The organism is Colwellia maritima (assembly GCF_022669015.1).
GTDB lineage: Bacteria > Pseudomonadota > Gammaproteobacteria > Enterobacterales > Alteromonadaceae > Colwellia > Colwellia maritima.
On record NZ_JAKKSL010000006.1, the window covers coordinates 137,922 to 158,443 of the forward strand.

Here is a 20,522-nt window from a genome sequence, read left to right on the forward strand (position 1 = left end):
ATATGTTTTTACCTAAGCCCCAAAAAACTAATGAAACCAAAAATAAAAGCATACCTATAACGTATGATGTCATCATCATTGGTGCGGGAATATCGGGCTTAACTGCTGCACTAGAATTAGCAAAAAAAAATAAACAAGTGCTTATTATTGACGCCCAAGATGAAGATAAAGTGGGTGGTTTGGCGCGTACTGCATTTGGGGGTATGGCCCTTATCGGTACACCTGAACAGAAACGTAATGGTATTACTGATAACGCCGACATTGCGTTAAAAGACTGGTATAGCTTCGCTAATTTTTCAGCCAAAGATGTCTTTCCTAAACAATGGGCAAAACTGTATGTTGATCAAAGCTATCAAGATGTATACCTCTACATAAAAAAATTGGGGGTGAAATTTTTACCTGCCGTGAACTGGGTAGAACGCGGCTTATACTCCGGTGGAAATTCAGTGCCGCGCTATCACGTTATTTGGGGAACGTCACTCGACTTGGTAAATAAAATGCTCAAAGCAATTACCCCTTATAAAGATAAAAACATCCATTTTCAGTTTAATTGTAAAGTCGAAAAATTAATTAGCGAAAATAATACGATTATCGGTTGTGAAGATACAAACAACAATCAGTACTTTGCGAACAATACTATTATATCTACTGGCGGATACACAGGTAACTTAGCAAAAGTATCTGAAAATTGGCCTAAACACTTTGCTCCCGCCCCTAAAAATTTGCTTAATGGTACTCACCCTAGCTGTGATGGAGCTATGCATGACGCAGTAACCAATATAGGCGGTAACGTTACTCATTTAGATAAAATGTGGAATTATGCTGCCGGCATCCCTAACCCCAAAGGCACATTTGAACAGCAAGGGTTAAGTTTAATTCCTTGCAAGTCAGCACTTTGGCTAGACAGTCAAGGTAAACGTATAGGACCAGAGCCTATGATCACAGGTTTTGATACTAATGAATTATGCCGTCGAATGAGTGAACAAACACACGGTTATGCTTGGCAAGTACTCAATTGGAAAATCGCCAGTAAAGAATTTGCTATCTCAGGCGCGGATCATAATCCAATGATCAGAGATAAAAAATTCTTTACTATGCTTAAAGAAACCTTGCTAGGTAATCATCGGCTAGTTAAACAAATGCAAGCAGAAAGTGACCACTTTATTGTTGCAAACTCAGTAACCGCGTTAACCAAAAAAATGAATGCGTTAGCTTCAACAGAGCATATTAACGTAGAAACAGTACAACAAACTTTAGATGACTATGATGCAGTGCTATCAAGGCCCCCTTCACAATGGAATGATGATCAAATTAGACGAATAGAACATGCACGAAAGTGGGGGGCAGACAGGTTAAGAACCTGTAAACCTCATCCTATACAAGATAAAAAACATGGCCCACTCATTGCGATTAAAGTAGCACTCATTAGCCGTAAAAGTTTAGGAGGCATTCAAACGAACCTTGATGCGCAAGTAATTAGCAATGAGTCCCAACCAATCAATGGTTTGTATGCAATTGGCGAAGCATCAGGGTTTGGTGGTGGGGGCTCTAATGGTGAAAAGTCACTTGAAGGTACTTTTTTAGCGGGGTGTATATTAACAGCCCAACAAGCCGCAAAGCACATTAATCGCACAGTAAAGTAATGGTTTAGTGTGCGTCTGCATTAGAAAGTAACAACAGCGACAAAATTAATTTTTGGGTGAATAAATCAATAAATTCAGAAAAGGAAGCTAAATAATGAAAAAAACAGCTGCATGGTTAACGCGTTACGCATTAGAGCAAATTGGCGTAAAATACACCTTTGGTATTCCTGGTGTTCACAATACTGAACTGTATGATGAATTAAATAATTCTGATCAAATCACGCCAAACTTAGTGATGCACGAAGGTCATGGTGGTTTTATGGCAGACGCTATCAGTAGAGTAACTAACTCAATAGGCACACTAGTAATAGTACCTGCGGCAGGAGTTACTCACGCTGCTAGCGGTATTGCAGAAGCCTATCTTGATGGCATACCTATGCTTGTCATTACCGGGGGGATTCGTAATGATTCAAAATTTGGTTATCAACTTCATGAAATAGATCAATTAAAATTAGTGGTTGGTTTTACCAAAGCGGCCTTTAAAATCAATCATCATGACGAAGTGATTGACACTATCTATAACGCTTATAATATCGCAATTTCAGGAGAACCTGGCCCAGTTTTTATTGAGCTACCTGTTAATTTACAGCTTGATAAAGCTAACATAAATGACTTACCCACTTACACTAAACCAGTACTTCCCCCTTTATCCGAAAAAGTTATTACACAAATAGAAAATGTAGCAAACAGGCTAATGAATGCTGATAATCCCGTTATTTTTCTTGGTTGGGGTGCAATGCATGCGAGTGATGAACTTATTGCGATTAGTGAACACATTGGTAGTGCGGTATCCACTACCTTACAGGGAATTAGTGCCTTTCCTGCGAATCATCCTTTACATACAGGATTTTGCTTTGGTCCGTCTGCAGTCCCTGCAGCACAAAATGCATTCAATAATGCTGATTGTGTTTTAGCTATAGGTACACGCTTTGGTGAAATTGCCACGGGCAGCTTTGGTGGGCAATTACCCGAAAATTTAATACACATTGATATTAATCCAAAAGTATTTAACACTAATTTTAAAACGTCGGTTGCGGTTGAAGGCGACTCAAAACAAATTTGCCAACAATTACTAAACGCATTAATAGCTTTAGGACCCGCTAAAGATACAACCAACATTTCAAAACACATTGCCCAAGATAAAAAAGCATACCGTGAAACTTGGTATCAACATGATTCAAAAGATAAAGTTAATCCTGTTAAATACTTTGATGAGCTCAGAGCACAACTTAACGATGATGCCCACATAGTGGTTGATGATGGCAATCATACCTTCTTAACCGCCGAGCTCATGCCCATTCATCAAGCCTATGGATTTATCTCGCCAACTGATTTTAATTGTATGGGCTATGCAACTCCCGCTGCTATTGCCGTAAAAATGGCAAAACCAGAACAAGAGGTTCATGTTATTGTAGGTGATGGCGCCTTTATGATGACAGCAACCGAACTAGCAACAGCAGTTAGTCAACATTTAGGCTTAGTCGTTGGCGTGTTTAATGATGGTGAGTTATCGCAAATAGCTCAGGCCCAACAAATACCCTATAACCGTAAAACTTGTACTGTGTTACCACAAACTAAACTAAAAGGTTTAGCAATGGCAACCGGCGCGGAATATATACGTATTGAGAATAATCAGGAAATTAAATCAGGACTAACTAACGCAAGAAGGCTCGCACAAGAAAATAAAGTCGTTATTTTAGATATCAACATTGATTACTCTAAAGCAACAGCTTTTACTGAAGGCGCTGTACAAACAAATTTAAAACGTATGCCATTACCAACAAAGGTACGCATGGTTGGTAGGGCATTAGTCAGAAAAGTAACAGGTTAGTTAGGTGATAAAGCAAGCTATTGCTCTAAAATGACCTCGAAACCGCCGTATATCAAACGTTTACCATCAAAGGGCATTGGGTTTTGATCGGGCTGCATTCGAGGATCTTCCATAATTGCTTGCCATCCTGCATCACGTACTTCTTTAGAAGGCCACACAACAGACGAAAAAACAACAGTTTCATCTTTATTGCACTGCACCGCTTTTGGAAATGACGTTACTTCACCATCAGGCACATCATCCCCCCAAGTTTCAGTAATTTTTAGGGCACCATGTTCCTTAAAAACAATAGCGCATAACATTGCATGCGCTATATATTGATCTTTATTAATTGTTGGAACCGCAGACACAAAACCATCAACATACGACATGTTATTCATCCTTATTTCATTTATGTAAATAAACACTAGTCGAGTTTATTCAAGGATTCAATAAAGAGCGTAATATATTATGTAATACCCGTTTCATTAATTAAGTGATCTATTCTATACGTAGAAAAAATTGCCAAATATAAGGTTATTTAATAATTAATAACCAGTTGTTATAATTATTAAATAACCTCAACTCGATGTAATATGCTTTGTAAAAAACATGCTAAAGGGATCTTCTTGATAATCAGAAAAAGGAAGACATTCCACAAAACCAAAACGTTTGTATAATTCTTGGGCCGGAATAAACGCTTTCACAGTACCTGTTTCAAGGCTTACTTGTTCAAAAGCTTGTTTTTTCGCTTCATCGAGCATATGGGTTAATAATTTAGCTGCTACGCCTTTTCTCAAAAATTTTTGAGACGTGCGCATTGATTTAAGTTCTGCATGTTTGTCACTCAACTTTTTTAACGCCCCACAACTTGACTAATTCTGTATTAATCCACACTGTCCAAAAAACAACAGATGGATCTTTTAATGAGGTTAAATCAAGTGCATGTACACTCCCTTGCGGGGAATGTTTCAGCATATCTTCATGGTGTTCTTGCAGGAATTGTTTTACTTCAACACGTTCAAGGTTATCAATTTGAATATCCATTATTTTTTAACCGTCGCTTTGCGTTCTTTTTCATATTCTTCATACGATTGCTTCTTCATATTCAAACACTCGTTATGCTGTTCTGATGTTTGCGCTTGATTGATACATTCACTTTTTTGATATTCTTGGCCTGCTTGATATAAATCTTTGTTACTACAAGCCGCTATCAAAGAAACAAGAAAAATAAAACTAATACATTTATTCATATTTAACCAACCATTAGAGTTATTCATTACAAATTCTAATATACTCACTTGCAACATCAAACTTTAATTAGTGATACATCACACTTTGCATAATTGGCTACCCCCGTAGCTGTAGAGCCTATCAACGCTTGAAGCCCTTTTTTAGAATGCGTACCAAGCATAATTAAATCCGCGTTCTTCTTTTTTGCAAGTGAACATATTTGCTCATAGGGTTTACCAAACTTTATAATTACATTTTTTCGGTATTCCTAAAGCTATCGCTTTTGATTCAATAGAAGGTAAGGCATTTTCCTTTAATTCCTTTTGGTAATCATTCGGCAGTAGCTTGTAAGGAATGATATGCGTAATCAATAATTTAGCATTACATAATTGTGAAAGTTCACAAGCTTTTCTAAGCACACTTTCTGCCTCATCACTGTTCTCAATAGCACAAAGAATAGTTTTATACATTTGATACCCTTAACGTTTATACATAATAAACATAATTTATATTGCGTGGTAACTCCATTCTACAACTCAATTTTGTTCTATAACGAAGTAATAACATTAATCCTAATACACTAAACCGAAAAATACGAGTGGATTTCACTCCCCTTACAAGCTTGCCCATTGTTGTTGTAAACCAATCAAATGAACAATACCAAATAACATGCAAATAACAGAACTCCACACCCAAAATTCTGGAGACCGCCCCATAGGTGAAGTGATAAGAAACAAACCTGCTATACCTCTCGCTAAATATAAGAAGGTAATGAGAATAAGCGCCAGACGAGTTAACGGAAGATTAACGATAAGTCCTGCTGCAGAGAACGCATATAATGACCAAACAGAGAGAACAATCACAATACCAGAAGTGATTAGGGTTGGCTGCCAACTACCTTGTTCTGACAACACCGCCATTTTCTCGCCAAAGACCAAAAAAACGATACCAAGACGCACCAAAATATATACAACCTACATGTAAAATTGCAGCAAGAGCACTCAAAACTCCCGCAAGTACAAGAAAAAGATTCATTACTTTTCAAACCTCCATGTGATTTAATAGTCGTAAACAATTACTCATTTTTCTGAGTATTATTGGCTTGAAATACTCTAACTGGGTTATGCCCTTTTAACAATCTCTCTTTCGATAAAAGCAACATACCACCTTATTTAAATCTTGTTCACTATATGTATTTTGAATAGATAATCATTATTATTATTCATTGGCTTTATAAATACTTTAGTTTTAGCATAATTAACCTCAACTCGGCATAAGAAGTATTTAACTCATTGAAAGTTAATATTTAATTTTCATAAGATAACTATAATGTGATAGTTTTGCTACTTTAGTCCGCAAAAATAAGCAAGACAAATTTACGTGTCCATAGCCGGCCGCTTGCACGAGAGTTTAACGAGGAAGTTAGTAAAAATAGCCATTATAGAAAGATTTATTTAGCCGAGCTGAGGTTAAATAACGCAACAATAATTTTACGTTAGGCAAAACCTAACGGTTATCACTTTATTTATTGAGTAAAGGAACCTTTATGTCAGTGATCGCTTTGCTAGAAAAACGCTACTCAACACGTGCTTATCTCGATACCCCGGTATCACAAGCGCTCTTAGAAACAATTTTTGCTCAAGCGCAGCGCGCACCGTCTAACTGCAATGTACAACCTTGGCAAACCTACGTGGTATCAGGAGAGAAAAAAGAGTCCTTAAAAAGTGATTTGCTGAAAGCCGTAATGAGTGGTGTGCCACCAAATCCTGATTTTAATTGGTTACCTAAATATGAAGGTATTCATAGAGAACGTCAATTTGGCTCAGCCAATGCACTTTATAGTTCAATAGGTGTTACCCGCGAAGATAAACGTGGTAGACAATTAGCCATGTTACGTAACTGGCAATTTTTTGATGCTCCTCACGTCGCTTTTTTCACTATGGATAAATATCTCGATATTATGGGTGCGGTTGATTTAGGTATTTATGCTCAAACCTTGTCATTAATTATGAATGAACACGGTATTTCAAGTTGTATGCAAGGTGCTTTAGGGCAGTTTCCAGACCCTGTTAAACGGTCACTGAATTTACCTGATAATCGTGGGATTTTATTTGGCATGTCCTTTGGTTATGCCGATGAAAAAGCACCGATAAACAATACAAGAACAAACCGCGAACACATGACTAATGCTGTCTCTTTTTTTGATTAAATTGTATAGGTGAAAACAGATTATGACACTTGAACATAAACACGTACTTATTGACGATGTTAACATTCATTACGTTATGTCGATGCCTACAAACCCGAAAAAAGAAATGCCTTCTACGCTAGTATTTCTCCATGGTTTTCCTGAATATTGGCAAGCTTGGCAAGGACAATTAGATTATTTTTCAAAACATCATTGTGTTATTGCACCCGATTTACCTGGGTATAATCTAAGTGACAAACCCTTAGATACCACATTTTTTAAGATAACAAACTTAATTGAATTTTTCGCTAAGTTTATTAACATCGTAAGCCCAAGTAAAAAAGTGACATTAGTTGCACATGATTGGGGAGGTGCTATTGCATGGCCATTAGCTGCATTTTATCCGCAGTACATAGCTAAGTTGGTAATATTGAATGCCGCACATCCAAGTACCTTTACACGAGAAATGATTAATAATCCGGAACAACGAAAGAAAAGCGCCTATATACATGACTTAATCAGTCCTCAAGCTGAAACATTATTATCGAAAGATAATTATCAATATCTCAGTGAAAAAATCATGGTAAGTACAAGTCCTACTGTGTTTACTGAAAAACTAAAATTGGCATATCGAGAAGCATGGCAAAGACCCGGCGCTATAAACGGCATGCTACAGTATTATCGAGCAATACCGCAATTAGCTCCCACCTCTATCATAAAGCGCACACAAGAACGCTCAACCGACGAGGCTAGCCCTGTGAAAAGCACTACAGACATGAAGGTGCCAACGATTCATATTCATGTTCCAACGCTGATATTGTGGGGAGAGCAGGATCAAGCATTTGTTACTGAAAATCTCAATGATATAGAGCGATATGTGCCTGATTGTGAAGTAAGACGTTTTCCAAAAGCCAGTCACTGGCTTATGCATGAAAAAACGCCTGAGATAAATGAAACTATCGCTGATTTTATTGGGGTCGATTGAAAGCTAATAAATAAATTAACCTCAGCTCGCCTAAATCAATTTATCTCCGGCAGCTATTTTTCCTGATTTTGTTGTTAAATTTATTTGCAATAGCTCACTATTGACGCGAAATTTGCCTTGAATTAAGGAGAACTATCAAACTAGAGTATAAGCACGCTGTATATAAAACAATATCACAACCTTAGGAATCACCATGGAATTAATTGATTTAGAGATCAATGACAAAATTGCTGTCATCACCTTAAAAAACGGTAAAGTAAATGCTATTTCTCAACAAGTAATCACTGAAATAAATAATGCCTTAGATCAAGCAGAATCAGCAGAGGCCGTTGTTATTTTAACAGGACAAGCCGGGATATTTTCAGGTGGCTATGACCTAAAAACAATGAAAGAAAGTTCAAATTCCGCCGTTTCACTCGTTACGGCCGGTTCAACGTTAGCCCGCCGCATGTTGTCATTCCCATTTCCCATCATTGGCGCATGTTCGGGTCATGCTATTGCTAAGGGTGCCTTTTTATTACTCAGTTGTGATGTACGTATAGGTAGCACAGGTCCTTTTAAAATAGGACTAAATGAGGTCACTATTGGTATGACCATGCACCAAGCAGGTATTGAATTAGCACGCAATAGAGTGCCCATTAATTATTTAACTCGGTCTGTTATCAATGCTGAACTATTTAGCCCCGAAACTGCAGTTATGGCAGGTTTTCTTGATACTGTAGTAGAACCAGAGCAATTAATGACTACAGCAATGACAACGGCTAAGCAGCTATTAACCCTGAACATGGCGGCGCATCACAATACTAAGTTAAAAGAGAGAAAGGGGTGTTTAAACGCACTAGATATTGCAATAAAAATAGATTCAGCCATGACCATAACAGTATAGGAAATATGACAATGCCTAACATTATTACCCACAAAACAATGACGATAACATTTGATAATAACATAGCGCATATCTCATTAAATCGGCCTGATGCTTTCAACACTATGAATATTGATTTTTGGCATGAATTTCAAAAAATCATTGATGAAATAAGCATTCAATCAGCCGCACGGGTAATTGTTATTTCATCTACCGGAAAACACTTCTGTGCAGGAATGGACTTAGCTGTTTTTACTCAAAATTCAAACAATGAAAATGGTGAACTTGGACGAAAGCATGAACAACTCCGCCATACGGTTTTAAAGCTGCAGGCGTGCTTTAATGCACTTGAAAAGGCTCGTATGCCGGTATTAATGGCAGTGCAAGGTGGTTGTATTGGAGGTGCGTTAGATATGATAAGTGCTGCTGATTGCCGTTATTGCACAGAAGACGCCTTTTTTAGTATTGAAGAAACCAAGCTAGGCATGACTGCCGATTTAGGTACTTTACAACGATTACCTAAACTAATTTCAACGGGAATAGTTAGAGAATTAGCCTATACAGGTCGAAAAATGCCCGATTGAAGCTAAATCTGTTGGATTAGTCAATCAAGTATATCCGGATCAAGAAAGCATGATAACAGCCGTGATGAACATTGCCACGGAGATTGCCTCTCGTTCTCCCTTAGCGGTTTTGGGCTGCAAAGAAATGATAACCTATGCAAGAGATCACTCTGTGGCCGATAGTTTAGATTACATGGCCGTTTGGCAAAGCGGTATGTTTCAACCACAATCGGACATGATGGAAACGTTTACGGCTAAAGCACAAAAAAGAAACCCCACTTTTGATAACCTGAGTAAACTTGATGATTCAAGTATTTTATAAAAAGATATAAATTTGCTCTTAAGGTATTCATTCGGGTCAATGTAAAGAATGTCCAATCTCATTTTGGCCATTTTTTTACGACTAAACAAGACTTTATATAACATTAAATGAGTTGATTTCTCAGCCACTTTGTTTGTACACTGGTATTATAATAAATAGATATTTTTATCGTGGTATTTATCTAAAATGAAATGGGTTTTTTCAAAAAATATTTTACACATATTATTACTTGCATTTGTCTATATCATTTCTACAAAAATCGGTTTACTACTTTCCTTTGAACCGAGCAATATTAGCCCCGTTTGGCCTCCTACCGGTATTGCATTAGCCGCGCTTCTTTACGGTGGTGTTCGTCTTTGGCCAGGGATTTTAATTGGTTCTTTTTTAGCGGGTTTTATTGAATCACCTTCCGTCCTTTTAAGCTTAAGTATCGCAATAGGTAATACCCTGTCAACTGTTTTAGCCTGTTATTTTATTTTACATTTTGCCAGTTCAAGACCTTTTTTCAAAACCTCTCATACAGTAGTCTTTATCATCGCACTATTCGCTTCGGCCATGATCAGTGCCTTGGTAGGCATCACGAGTTTATTAGTCGCAGGGGGTATTCCACAAGATAACTTTATATTGTTGTGGAAAACTTGGTTGGTCGGCGATTTTATCGGTGGTTTACTCATCACACCATTTTTATTAACCTGGTATCGTTTACCAAAAGCACCTATTGCACATAAACAAAAACTTGAAGCAATACTATTATTGCTAGGTACTTTATGCGTTGTTAGCATTACCTTCAGTCGTTTGAGTCATTTAACTATTATCACCGAGCTGATGATGTTTACTTTATTACCTCTCCTTGTGTGGTCAATTTTACGTTTTCATCATCATGGTGCGACCTTGGTTTTAATGATTACTTCCATTGCCTCAACCATTGGGACAATTAACGGCTTTGGCCCATTTATTTTAATTGATGACAGTGATTCACTGCTTGTTTTACAAGTTTATTTGGGGGCACTTATTTCGACAACCTTATTCCTAATCGCCGACCAAGAAGAAAGGCGCCAAGCTTATAGGCTTGTACGACAAAGCAGAAAAAATTTAGAAACCACGGTTACCGCGCGTACTCATGCATTGTATCTTTCTAATGAACGTCTTGAAAAAGAAATGCGACAACAAAAACAGCTAACCGACTCTTTAAAAACACTGCTAACGAATATTGACCACGCAGCTAGTAAAGACTTTTTTAGCCGAAGTACGCAAGCTCTAGCGATGACTTATAAGACACAGTATACTTTTATTGGCGTGTTTGCTGACAGTCAAAAACAATCCATTAAAACATTGGCTTTTTGGGCAAATGGAAAACAAGGTGACAACTTCACTTATGCACTTAAAGGGAGCCCTTGTGCCAATGTTTTAGAACATTCTATTGAAATAATTTCTGAGCATGCAGCCAAGCATTATCCAAATGATAAATTACTCGCTTCAATGAATATCGAAAGTTTTTTTGGTGCACCTTTAAAAACGGCCACGGGTGACATTATCGGTATAATGGCAGTAATGGATACTAAACCTATTTCGATAGACTCGGCATTAAAATCCATTTTGAGTTTATTCGCAAACAGAGTGGCAATAGAGATTCACAGACGAGAAAGTACTGAAGAAATTGAGCTAGCCGCAAGTGTATTTAATGAAAGCCTTGAAGCGATTATGATCTGTGATGCTCAGGCAAATATTGTTCGTATTAACCCTGAATTTACGAAATTGACCGGATTTTCTTTAGATGAACTGAAAGGGAAAAACCCTTCAATATTAAAATCAGGTATTCATACAGATAATTTTTTTAGCGACGTTTGGACTTGCATCAATAAAAAAGGATTTTGGCAAGGAGAAATAACCAACAAACGCAAAAACGGTGAACTTTTTGTATCTTGGCAAATTATAAAAGCAGTCAAAGATACTACAGGCAATATACAACAGTACATGAGCATTTTTAGTGATATCACTGAGAAGAAAAAAGCTGAAGAACACATATTTCAGCTAGCCCACAATGACTTAATTACCCAATTACCTAATAGAGCCTCTTTTCATAAACAACTAAAAGACGCCATTATTACCGCAAAACATTCAACCTACCGACTCGCAGTTATGTTTATTGATTTAGACCATTTCAAACTCATTAATGACACCTCAGGTCACCCTGTAGGGGATGAACTATTACAACAAGTTGCCTTGAGGTTCAAAAATATTATTGGTCCTAAAAATATTATTTCTCGTTTTGGAGGGGATGAATTTACCGTGTTACTCCCCTGTATTGAATCGACTGATGAGGTTTCAGCTGTCGCTAATAAAATTCTTGATTCATTACTTTCGCCCTTTGCTTTACTTAGCTGTGAAGTCACTATCAGCGCAAGTATTGGGATCGGTATTTATCCAGACAATGCCGAAGATGCGTCAAGTTTGCTCAGCTGTGCAGACAATGCCATGTACAGTGCAAAAGATAGTGGTCGCGCTAGTTATCATTTTTATACAGAACAAATGCAAATTGACGCACATGAACGGGTGATTTTGGAAAGAGACCTGCGCGATGCACTCGCAAATCATCAATTTATACTGAACTATCAACCTCAATTTGATATTAAAACCAATCAAATTATTGGTACCGAAGCATTATTACGGTGGCAACACCCAACCAAGGGGTTAATTGCCCCTGATATTTTTATTCCCGTTGCTGAAGTAACGGGTTTAATTGTACCAATTGGTCACTGGATTATTAACGAAGCTTGTCAGCAACTAGCCCGGAACGCAGAAGGATTTAATAATTTGACCATGGCTATTAACCTTTCTGCGCGACAATTTTTCCAAAAAGATTTACTGACTACTATTAAAGATGCAATAGCTGAATCTGGCGTACTTGCGTCCAACATAGAGTTTGAAATTACAGAAAGTATGATGATGATGAATATTGAAGAAACCATTGATACTCTGCATCAGATTAAAAGTTTAGACGTACAATTATCGATAGATGATTTTGGCACAGGGTATTCGTCTTTGTCTTATTTAAAACGTTTCCCATTGAACAAACTAAAAATTGATAAATCTTTTATTGATGGCCTACCAAATGATTTGGACGACTTAGCCATTGTACAAGCGATTATTGGCATAGCTCATTCTTTGAACTTAATTGTTATTGCCGAAGGAGTAGAAACGGCTCAACAATATGACATACTCACACAACATGATTGCAATGAAGTGCAAGGGTATTTTTTAAGTAAGCCACTAACAAGTGAAGCTGCCGGGAAGTTTATCAAAAAGTATAACCCTAACCTTAATTCAACATCATAATCAAACACTGGCAAGGATTTAATGGCTAGAGGATTCTCTCGAAAAATAGCTTAAGCTAGCGTATGCTACTAGTAATTATCTTAACCGTTTTTGTGTATGAATATACCTATTCTTGAAGTTAGCTGTTCAAATTGTCAAGCCTGTTGTTGTCGTTTAGAAGCGAGAATAATCTCAGATACCGGGGTGCCCGAACACCATATTGATGTCGATGAATATGGCAACGAGTCTATGTTACGTTTAGACGATGGTCGGTGTTCGGCCTTAGATCGCAATACATTAATGTGTTCTATCTATGAAAATAGGCCATGGGTTTGCCGAGAATTTGAAATGGGATCATACGAATGCCTAAGTGAGCGAATGGATAATATTTAATGTTGCTAAAAATGTTTATATTTGAGTAATACCAAGCCCATTAAGTTATTCATGACATATATACCCACAGCATATCAAGATACTGATTTCTTCTTGAAGTGCTGTGGGTATATATTAGGCTGTCTAGCTATTTTTTGATCGTAATTCTTTACGTAACACTTTACCGACATTGGTTTTCGGCAATTCATCTAAAAATTCAACAATTTTAGGCCGTTTATAATTTGTTAGCATCTCGTTACAATGATCAAAAATGTCTTGTTCAACCAAGTTTGGGTTTTTACGCACTATATAAACTTTTACAGCTTCCCCGGTCACCTCATGTGAAACACCAACGGCTGCTGCTTCAAGCACTCCCTCATGCATTACAATCACTTCTTCAATTTCATTTGGAAACACATTGAATCCAGAGACATTGATCATGTCTTTTTTACGATCAACAATTCTAAAGAAACCATTTTCATCCATGGTGGCAATATCACCAGTAGCCAACCACCCATCTTTTAACACATCATTAGTCGCTTCTGGTCGGTTGTAGTAACCTTTCATGACTTGAGGACCTTTAACCCACATTTCTCCAGGCTCTCCCAGTGCAACTTCTTCCCCATTATCCCCTATTAGGCGAATATCAGTAGATGATGCGGGAATACCAATAGAACCATTGTAACATTCTTGATTATAAGGACTCATAGTGACTAACGGTGCACATTCAGTTAAACCATACCCTTCTAATAAACGTGTTCCTGTTACTTTTTCCCAAAGCTCAGCTACAGGTCTTTGAACTGCCATTCCGCCTCCAAAGCCAAGCTTTAGTGGACTAAAATCAAGTTGATCGAATCCTGGTGTATGAAGTAAAGCATTAAAAAGTGTATTTACCCCCGTTATCGCGGTAAAAGGATATTTAGCTAATTCTTTAACAAAACCCACCATATCTCGAGGATTAGTAATTAATAGGTTAGTACCCCCGAATGGGATAAAGCATAAGCAGTTAGACGTTAACGCATACACATGATAAAGCGGTAATGCCGTTACCATGATTTCTTTACCAATTTCATAAACATTTTTGGTCACTGCATTAGATTGCTCTATGTTAGCTACCATATTACGATGAGTTAACATAGCACCTTTTGAAGGGCCTGTTGTGCCACCTGTGTATTGTAAAAAAGCCAGATCTTGCCCTGTTACGTTAACAGATGAAAAAGTAGCGTTAGCCCCTTTTGCCAATGCAACATTAAATTTAACTGTTGAGGGTAATGAGTAAGTCGGTATTTGTTTTTTAACATATTTAAGAACACCATTGACTAATGTCCCTTTAATTTTGCCTAAGCGGTCGCCAACACCTGTGATAATAATATGTTCGACATCAGTTTTCTTGATAACCTTCTCAAGTACACTAGCAAAGTTTTCCAAAATAAGGATAGCTTTTGTGCCAGAGTCTTTTAATTGATGTTGAAGTTCACGAGCAGTATATAGTGGGTTAACATTCACCACGGTTAAACCTGCCATTAACGCTCCAAAAAGCGCGATAGGGTATTGCAACAGGTTAGGGATCATAATGGCAAATTTATCACCTTTTACCAAACCTAAATCTTGTTGCAAATAGGCAGCAAAATCGCTAGCTTGCTGCGCCAATTCACCATACGATAAGGTTGCTCCCATATTAACAAACGCAGTGTTATTTTGATAAATCTGGGTGTATTTCGTGAATAAGTCTACTATAGAATTATACTTATCAGGGTCAATGTCATATTCAACACCCGGTGGGTAACTTTTTTCAAGCCAAATTTTTTCCATGAAACTCTCCTCAATTTACAGGCATAGTGCTTATTTTTTACTATTTTTTTAAAGCACTTCAAACAAACCAACAGCCCCTTGACCACCACCTATACACATACTAACAACAACATATTTAACACCACGGCGTTTACCTTCAATCAGTGCATGCATCACCATACGAGTACCACTCATACCATAAGGGTGACCAATTGAAATTGCACCGCCATCAACATTCAAACGATCTTCAGGAATACCTAGTTTTTCTGCGCAATATAAAACCTGTACCGCAAACGCCTCATTTATTTCCCACAAACCAATATCATCTATGGTCAAATTGTTACGTTCTAGTAGTTTGGGTATAGCAAAAATAGGTCCTATACCCATTTCATCGGGTTCACAACCGACCACTACCATTCCACGGTACACACCCAGTGGTTTTAACCCTCGTTGCTCTGCTAATTTTCGCTCCATAACTACAACGGCTGCCGCACCATCAGACAGTTGTGACGCATTACCGCCGGTAATTGAACCATTCTCTTTAACCGCTTTTAATCCGCTAACCCTGATAAACTAGTTGAAGGACGATTACCTTCATCTTTTGTTAACGTGACCTCTTCTTTTTTGGTGGTACCCGTTGTTTTGTCCAGTACTAGTTTGGTACAAGTTACGGGGACAATTTCATCATCAAATTTTCCCGCCTCTTGCCCCGCTGCGGTACGTTGTTGTGATTTCAGTGCATAATCGTCCTGTTTTTCTCTTGAAATGCTATAACGTTCAGCAACCACTTCAGCGGTATCAAGCATCGGCATATAGATTGCCGGGCGATATGCTTTAACACTAGGGTCAACAGCACGATGCATATTCATATGTTCATTTTGTACTAAACTAATAGAGTCACAGCCACCTGCCACCACAACGTTTGCACCATCACACACAATATGGTTGGCAGCGAACACAATGGACATTAAACCAGAAGAGCATTGACGATCAATCGTCATTCCCGGCACTGTTACTGGTAATTCAGCCGCCATCGCTACCTGACGCCCAAAATTCATACCTTGGTTACCTTGGGTTAAAGCGGCACCAAAAATACAGTCTTCAATTTCATTAACGTCAATACCTGCTCTTGCCACTGCCGCTTTAACGGCTACAGCAGCTAATGTCGGCGCAGACAAATCGTTGAAAGCACCACGGTAAGCTTTACCTATGGGGGTGCGGGCGGCTGATACTATTACGGCTTCTCTCATGATGATTCCTTATGTATGAAAGTTAATTGTTTTATTTATAATACTGATGCTATTTTTTTAACATTATTGTTTTTGCTGTGACTGCATATAGGCCATAGCTTTCATCACAAATTTCTCACCTTGCTTTGCTCCTGACTCTAACGCGGCTTGATTATCTTTCGCAGTGAGTTCGTTCCAATGTTCTCGAACTGTTTCGGGACTTTGAGCATTTTGAGGGATAAAGCAGCCTTCGGTTTCAAAAATACTCGCACTTGAGTAACCACCGGCACCCGCACATAAAATAAAGCGATTGGGTGCATCATCGTCACAAAGTGTTAACATGCCTGCGGTTACCGCTTCAGGTGCAAATGCTTTTACAATTTCTTCTGGCATTAAATCTTCCGTCATACGTGTACCTGCAGTTGGTGCTAAAGCATTTATGCGAATGTTATTTTTAGCACCTTCAATAACCAAGGTATTCATTAATCCTAATACTGCCATTTTTGCTGCACCATAATTTGATTGACCAAAATTACCGTACATACCGCTAGAAGAGGTGGTCATTACAATACGACCATAATTTTGTTCACGCATAATATCCCAAACAGCTTTAGTACAATTAACCGACCCCATAACATGAACATCCATGACCAATTTAAAATCATCTAATGTCATTTTAGTAAAGGATTTATCGCGTAAAATGCCGGCATTATTAATCAATATATCAACACGTCCCCATTTATCCATTGCTTGTTGAACCATATCTTGCACTTCGTCAAAATTAGCAACGTTGGCGCCATGGCTGATCGCTTCTCCACCATTTTCTTCAATTAAACGTACCACGTCTTGCGATGCTTTCGATGACGCACCACTTCCATCCCTTGCACCACCTAAATCATTAACTACAACTTTAGCACCGCGTGCTGCTAGAGCCAGTGCATGAGAGCGACCTAAACCATTACCGGCGCCCGTTATTATGGCGACTTTACCTTCAAAACTGATACTCATAATTTTTCCTCGAAACTTAACAATGCTATATTTATTTAACCATTTGTACTGAAACCCACTCAGCAACTAATGTCGGCGTATCGCAATCTTCAATTTCAACCGTTACTTCTGTACACAATCGAAATTGTCCCGGCTTTTTTTCTTCTATCGACAACGTTTTAGCATGTGCTCTAATACGGCTATTCACCTTTACGGGTTGTAAGAAACGAACTTTGTCAAAACCAAGCATTCAACCCCATATAAAAACCGTCAATAATGACACTAAAATTTTCAGCAAAATGTGAGAGTAAAGACAAGGACAAAAAACCGTGAGCGATAGTAGAGCCAAACAGTGTTTGTTTAGCCTTTTCTTCATCTACATGAATAAATTGATGATCAAGTGTGCAGTCTGCAAATTGATTAATTTGTGCTTGAGTGACTAAGTGCCATGGTGTTGGCTGTGCTTGATAATTTATATAATCTTTTATTGTGTCTTTTTTAATTATTATTGGCATATCATGTTTCCCCCTGTGTTTTATATTGTTTTACTCGTGTTAGTGATTCAATTAAAACCATTCAACCTGCATGTCGTAGGTGCTTGAATCTGTACTATTCAAAAGTGCTGCCCATAAGGATATTTTGGGTAATTCAAATCGATAGAAATATTGCAGTGCCTGACATTTACCTTGGTAAAAGTTTTTATCTTCTTGATGAGGTTGTTCTGCTAAAGCTTTTGTCGCTACAATGCCTTGCTTTAACCATAACCAAGCAATAATAACGTGGCCAAATAACGCTAGATACTTAACGGAATTAGCTAAGGCTAAATCAATATGCTTCGTTGACATTGCGGTTAACACTGACTGAGTCGTTTCTTTTAAAGTATCCACCGCTGTAGCTAATTGCACAGAAAACTCATCTAAATTCGCGTATGGTTTTGACTGTTCGATGGTTTTATAAATTTCATCTAGAGTGGCCAAGTACCCTTGTCTATTATTCATCGGAACTTTACGTGTAAGTAAGTCTAATGATTGCATTCCCGTTGTCCCTTCGTGAATTGGGTTTAAACGATTATCACGATAAAACATTTCAACGGGGTGCTCATTGATATAGCCATGACCACCAAGCACTTGAATGGCTAACGAATTGGCTTTAGGGCCGTATTCTGATGGCCAAGTTTTAATAATAGGGGTTAAGAAATCTAGTAGTGTATGCGCATATTGACGCTGTTCTTGTGTTTTAGCAGTACGTGAATCATCACTTAATTGTGTGCCATAAAGCACTAATGACAATGCGCCTTCCGCATAAGATTTTTGGGCTAACAACATACGTTTTACATCCGCATGTTCAATAATATTAACCATAGGAGATAGCGGATCTTTACAGGATGGTAAACGCCCTTGCGGCCTATTTTTCGCATAATCAACACTGTATTGATAACCGGCAACAGCTAATACTGCTCCGCTTGTTCCCACCATAATGCGGGCTTCGTTCATCATGTGAAACATGTATTGCAGCCCCCGGTTTTCTTCACCAACTAAATAGCCAACGGAGCCATTTTTTTCACCAAAACTTAACGCTGTGGATGTTTGTGCTCTGCCCCCCATTTTATGGAATAAACCTGCTAACGCAACTTCGTTGTCTTCACCTATTGATCCGTCATCATTAACTAAATATTTTGGCACAACAAATAATGAAATACCTTTAACCCCTTTAGGTGCGCCTTGTACCCTAGCAAGCACGAGGTGAACAATATTTTCACTTAGGTCATGATCTCCGCCCGAAATGAAAATTTTACTACCGGTGATACGATAATTTCCTTCTTCCGTTTTAGTCGCCTTAGTCGATAAATCACCAAGACCAGAGCCACTCCCTGGTTCAGTCATTGCCATAGTCCCCATAAAGCGACCTTCCCTCATGGGCTTGACCCACTTTTCAATAAGGGCATCACTGGCATGCACTTCGAGCAGATTTGCGTTAGCCGTGGTCAACATGTTGTAGCCAATACCAACACCTCCGCCTACGGATAAATAGGCCCCTGCGGCGCTAGCAATGATAGGAGGAAGTTGCATCCCACCCAGTTCATAATCTGCCGTTGCTGAGCCAATACCGGATTCATTCACTGCCGCAATTGCCACTTTTAGCTCAGGAATTAACTGCACTTTTTTCCCATCAAAGGTTGGTTGATGGGTATCAAGCTTCTGGCGAATGGGCAAAAAATGTTTTTCGGCTATGGCTTTCGCAGTATTAATGACCCCATTAAAAGTATGACGGTCATGGTCTTGATAACGAGTTCTTGTTAGCAAAGATTCACTGTCAAATAATTCATATAAATTGAATTCAAGATCACGTTCATTCATTAATGTTCCGGCATATCATTAACTTCTTTTCATTCGAGTAAGGTATTTGCATATATGTATTCTGATCGGTCAATATCCGAAACTAGGTATTTTTTCTATGCTGCCGAAACACCACCATCTATGGCGATGCATTGTCCAGTCATATAGGTATTAGCGGGAGACAACATCATTAGCATCATGGCGACAATTTCTTTAGGCTCACCTAAACGTCCCATTGGCGCACCTTTACTCATTTTCCCTTGCATAGTTTCATCGGCAAAGTCAGTCACCATGGGCGTTAAGGTAAAAAATGGACAAATGGCATTGATACGAATATTACTACGCGCATATTCCACGGCTCCTGTTTTTGTTAAACCAATAACCGCGTGTTTTGCCATTGCGTACGCGCTGCCACGTGCTGCACCACCTAAACCTGCCATTGAACTCACATTAAGAATAATGCCTTCGCCTTGCGTCAACATTTGTTTGATTTGATGACGCATACCAAATTGAACCCCTTTTACATTAATAGCAAATTGGCTATCCATAACGCTTTCATCAATTTCATGTAAGGGCATAAATTCATGGGCAACGCCTGCATTGTTAACACCGATATCAACACGACCAAATGTTTCAATGGCCTTATCTACCATTGCTTTACAGTCGCCATTTTTGGAAACATCACAGGTCAACGCTATCACATCCGTTCCTTTTGAGGCTATGTCATCTGCCACTTGTTGAACACCGCCGTTAATATCACTAATGACCAATTTAGCACCACGCATAGCTAATTCTTCTGCGAGTAACTTGCCAAAACCTTGTGCCGCACCGGTAATAACAGCAACTTTGCCGGTAAAATCTAATAATGGGTCCATAAATATTT

The 20,522-nt window shown here is 38.4% G+C and carries 19 protein-coding genes and 3 pseudogenes; 8 read left to right on the forward strand and 14 right to left on the reverse strand.

Annotation, left to right across the window (positions count from 1 at the left end; genetic code table 11):
* The first annotated feature begins 2 nt into the window (after positions 1-2).
* The gene (locus L3081_RS23225; RefSeq protein WP_242288646.1) at positions 3-1,643 is read left to right on the forward strand and encodes an FAD-binding dehydrogenase; all 1,641 of its coding nucleotides are present in this window, start codon (positions 3-5) and stop codon (positions 1,641-1,643) included.
* 94 nt (positions 1,644-1,737) lie between these two features.
* Positions 1,738-3,474 (forward strand): thiamine pyrophosphate-binding protein, encoded by a 1,737-nt coding sequence (locus L3081_RS23230; RefSeq protein ID WP_242288648.1) that lies wholly within the window; start codon positions 1,738-1,740, stop codon positions 3,472-3,474.
* A 17-nt stretch (positions 3,475-3,491) separates the two neighbouring features.
* On the opposite strand, the gene L3081_RS23235 is transcribed toward L3081_RS23230, so the two are convergent.
* From L3081_RS23235 to L3081_RS23255, 7 genes and pseudogenes are all read right to left on the reverse strand, one after another.
* Entirely contained in the window at positions 3,492-3,845 is a 354-nt protein-coding gene (locus tag L3081_RS23235) for a DUF1428 domain-containing protein (RefSeq protein WP_242288649.1), read from the reverse strand.
* A 189-nt stretch (positions 3,846-4,034) separates the two neighbouring features.
* Entirely contained in the window at positions 4,035-4,304 is a 270-nt protein-coding gene (locus L3081_RS28730; protein ID WP_338027478.1) for a GNAT family N-acetyltransferase, read from the reverse strand.
* Entirely contained in the window at positions 4,297-4,500 is a 204-nt protein-coding gene (locus L3081_RS28735; protein WP_338027479.1) for a hypothetical protein, read from the reverse strand. The genes L3081_RS28730 and L3081_RS28735 overlap by 8 nt, the downstream gene beginning before the upstream one ends.
* On the reverse strand, positions 4,500-4,733 hold the full coding sequence (locus L3081_RS23245; RefSeq protein WP_242288651.1) for a hypothetical protein: 234 nt from the start codon (positions 4,731-4,733) through the stop codon (positions 4,500-4,502). The genes L3081_RS28735 and L3081_RS23245 overlap by 1 nt, the downstream gene beginning before the upstream one ends.
* A 29-nt stretch (positions 4,734-4,762) precedes the next feature.
* Positions 4,763-4,936 (reverse strand): universal stress protein, encoded by a 174-nt coding sequence (locus L3081_RS29265; RefSeq protein WP_420839786.1) that lies wholly within the window; start codon positions 4,934-4,936, stop codon positions 4,763-4,765.
* Positions 4,920-5,156, reverse strand: coding sequence for a universal stress protein (locus tag L3081_RS23250; RefSeq protein ID WP_242288653.1), 237 nt, complete (start codon positions 5,154-5,156; stop codon positions 4,920-4,922). The genes L3081_RS29265 and L3081_RS23250 overlap by 17 nt, the downstream gene beginning before the upstream one ends.
* Before the next feature lie 144 nt (positions 5,157-5,300).
* Positions 5,301-5,721 (reverse strand): annotated as a pseudogene (locus L3081_RS23255) (hypothetical protein).
* Between the two features lie 511 nt (positions 5,722-6,232).
* Between L3081_RS23255 and L3081_RS23260 the strand changes: the two are divergent.
* The 6 genes and pseudogenes from L3081_RS23260 to L3081_RS23285 all read left to right on the forward strand — a co-directional run bounded on the left by L3081_RS23260 (position 6,233) and on the right by L3081_RS23285 (position 13,317).
* Positions 6,233-6,895 (forward strand): nitroreductase family protein, encoded by a 663-nt coding sequence (locus L3081_RS23260; RefSeq protein WP_242288655.1) that lies wholly within the window; start codon positions 6,233-6,235, stop codon positions 6,893-6,895.
* Between the two features lie 22 nt (positions 6,896-6,917).
* Entirely contained in the window at positions 6,918-7,859 is a 942-nt protein-coding gene (locus L3081_RS23265) for an alpha/beta fold hydrolase (RefSeq protein WP_242288657.1), read from the forward strand.
* A gap of 193 nt (positions 7,860-8,052) precedes the next feature.
* Positions 8,053-8,745 carry a crotonase/enoyl-CoA hydratase family protein gene (locus tag L3081_RS23270; RefSeq protein WP_242288659.1) on the forward strand — a complete coding sequence of 231 codons (693 nt, stop codon included), beginning with the start codon at positions 8,053-8,055 and terminating at the stop codon, positions 8,743-8,745.
* A gap of 5 nt (positions 8,746-8,750) precedes the next feature.
* A pseudogene (locus L3081_RS23275) lies at positions 8,751-9,609 on the forward strand (crotonase/enoyl-CoA hydratase family protein).
* Positions 9,610-9,795: 186 nt separating this feature from the next.
* Complete coding sequence (locus tag L3081_RS23280) at positions 9,796-12,945, forward strand: EAL domain-containing protein (protein ID WP_242288661.1); 3,150 nt, start codon at positions 9,796-9,798, stop codon at positions 12,943-12,945.
* Positions 12,946-13,041: 96 nt separating this feature from the next.
* On the forward strand, positions 13,042-13,317 hold the full coding sequence (locus L3081_RS23285) for a YkgJ family cysteine cluster protein (RefSeq protein ID WP_242288663.1): 276 nt from the start codon (positions 13,042-13,044) through the stop codon (positions 13,315-13,317).
* A gap of 123 nt (positions 13,318-13,440) precedes the next feature.
* Here L3081_RS23285 and L3081_RS23290 read toward each other — a convergent pair whose 3' ends face one another.
* The 7 genes and pseudogenes from L3081_RS23290 to L3081_RS23320 all read right to left on the reverse strand — a co-directional run bounded on the left by L3081_RS23290 (position 13,441) and on the right by L3081_RS23320 (position 20,514).
* Positions 13,441-15,108 carry an AMP-binding protein gene (locus L3081_RS23290; RefSeq protein ID WP_242288665.1) on the reverse strand — a complete coding sequence of 556 codons (1,668 nt, stop codon included), beginning with the start codon at positions 15,106-15,108 and terminating at the stop codon, positions 13,441-13,443.
* Between the two features lie 48 nt (positions 15,109-15,156).
* Positions 15,157-16,337 (reverse strand): annotated as a pseudogene (locus tag L3081_RS23295) (acetyl-CoA C-acyltransferase).
* A gap of 63 nt (positions 16,338-16,400) precedes the next feature.
* Positions 16,401-17,324 (reverse strand): SDR family NAD(P)-dependent oxidoreductase, encoded by a 924-nt coding sequence (locus L3081_RS23300; RefSeq protein ID WP_242288667.1) that lies wholly within the window; start codon positions 17,322-17,324, stop codon positions 16,401-16,403.
* 31 nt (positions 17,325-17,355) lie between these two features.
* A complete protein-coding gene (locus L3081_RS23305) occupies positions 17,356-17,553 on the reverse strand; it encodes a hotdog family protein (RefSeq protein WP_242288669.1) in 198 nt (65 codons plus the stop codon).
* Positions 17,540-17,818, reverse strand: coding sequence for a MaoC/PaaZ C-terminal domain-containing protein (locus L3081_RS23310; protein WP_242288671.1), 279 nt, complete (start codon positions 17,816-17,818; stop codon positions 17,540-17,542). The genes L3081_RS23305 and L3081_RS23310 overlap by 14 nt, the downstream gene beginning before the upstream one ends.
* Positions 17,819-17,869: 51 nt before the next feature.
* A complete protein-coding gene (locus L3081_RS23315; RefSeq protein ID WP_242288672.1) occupies positions 17,870-19,660 on the reverse strand; it encodes an acyl-CoA dehydrogenase in 1,791 nt (596 codons plus the stop codon).
* A 95-nt stretch (positions 19,661-19,755) separates the two neighbouring features.
* Positions 19,756-20,514 carry an SDR family NAD(P)-dependent oxidoreductase gene (locus tag L3081_RS23320; RefSeq protein WP_242288674.1) on the reverse strand — a complete coding sequence of 253 codons (759 nt, stop codon included), beginning with the start codon at positions 20,512-20,514 and terminating at the stop codon, positions 19,756-19,758.
* Positions 20,515-20,522 lie beyond the last annotated feature (8 nt).

Bases quoted from the DNA above. Each gene is read 5' to 3' on its own strand.
- L3081_RS23225 (WP_242288646.1), top strand. From the start codon at position 3: ATGTTTTTACCTAAGCCCCAAAAAACTAATGAAACCAAAAATAAAAGC.
- L3081_RS23230 (WP_242288648.1), top strand. From the start codon at position 1,738: ATGAAAAAAACAGCTGCATGGTTAACGCGTTACGCATTAGAGCAAATT.
- L3081_RS23235 (WP_242288649.1), bottom strand. From the start codon at position 3,845: ATGTCGTATGTTGATGGTTTTGTGTCTGCGGTTCCAACAATTAATAAA.
- L3081_RS28735 (WP_338027479.1), bottom strand. From the start codon at position 4,500: ATGGATATTCAAATTGATAACCTTGAACGTGTTGAAGTAAAACAATTC.
- L3081_RS23245 (WP_242288651.1), bottom strand. From the start codon at position 4,733: ATGAATAACTCTAATGGTTGGTTAAATATGAATAAATGTATTAGTTTT.
- L3081_RS23250 (WP_242288653.1), bottom strand. From the start codon at position 5,156: ATGTATAAAACTATTCTTTGTGCTATTGAGAACAGTGATGAGGCAGAA.
- L3081_RS23260 (WP_242288655.1), top strand. From the start codon at position 6,233: ATGTCAGTGATCGCTTTGCTAGAAAAACGCTACTCAACACGTGCTTAT.
- L3081_RS23265 (WP_242288657.1), top strand. From the start codon at position 6,918: ATGACACTTGAACATAAACACGTACTTATTGACGATGTTAACATTCAT.
- L3081_RS23270 (WP_242288659.1), top strand. From the start codon at position 8,053: ATGGAATTAATTGATTTAGAGATCAATGACAAAATTGCTGTCATCACC.
- L3081_RS23280 (WP_242288661.1), top strand. From the start codon at position 9,796: ATGAAATGGGTTTTTTCAAAAAATATTTTACACATATTATTACTTGCA.
- L3081_RS23285 (WP_242288663.1), top strand. From the start codon at position 13,042: ATGAATATACCTATTCTTGAAGTTAGCTGTTCAAATTGTCAAGCCTGT.
- L3081_RS23290 (WP_242288665.1), bottom strand. From the start codon at position 15,108: ATGGAAAAAATTTGGCTTGAAAAAAGTTACCCACCGGGTGTTGAATAT.
- L3081_RS23300 (WP_242288667.1), bottom strand. From the start codon at position 17,324: ATGAGTATCAGTTTTGAAGGTAAAGTCGCCATAATAACGGGCGCCGGT.
- L3081_RS23305 (WP_242288669.1), bottom strand. From the start codon at position 17,553: ATGCTTGGTTTTGACAAAGTTCGTTTCTTACAACCCGTAAAGGTGAAT.
- L3081_RS23310 (WP_242288671.1), bottom strand. From the start codon at position 17,818: ATGCCAATAATAATTAAAAAAGACACAATAAAAGATTATATAAATTAT.
- L3081_RS23315 (WP_242288672.1), bottom strand. From the start codon at position 19,660: ATGAATGAACGTGATCTTGAATTCAATTTATATGAATTATTTGACAGT.
- L3081_RS23320 (WP_242288674.1), bottom strand. From the start codon at position 20,514: ATGGACCCATTATTAGATTTTACCGGCAAAGTTGCTGTTATTACCGGT.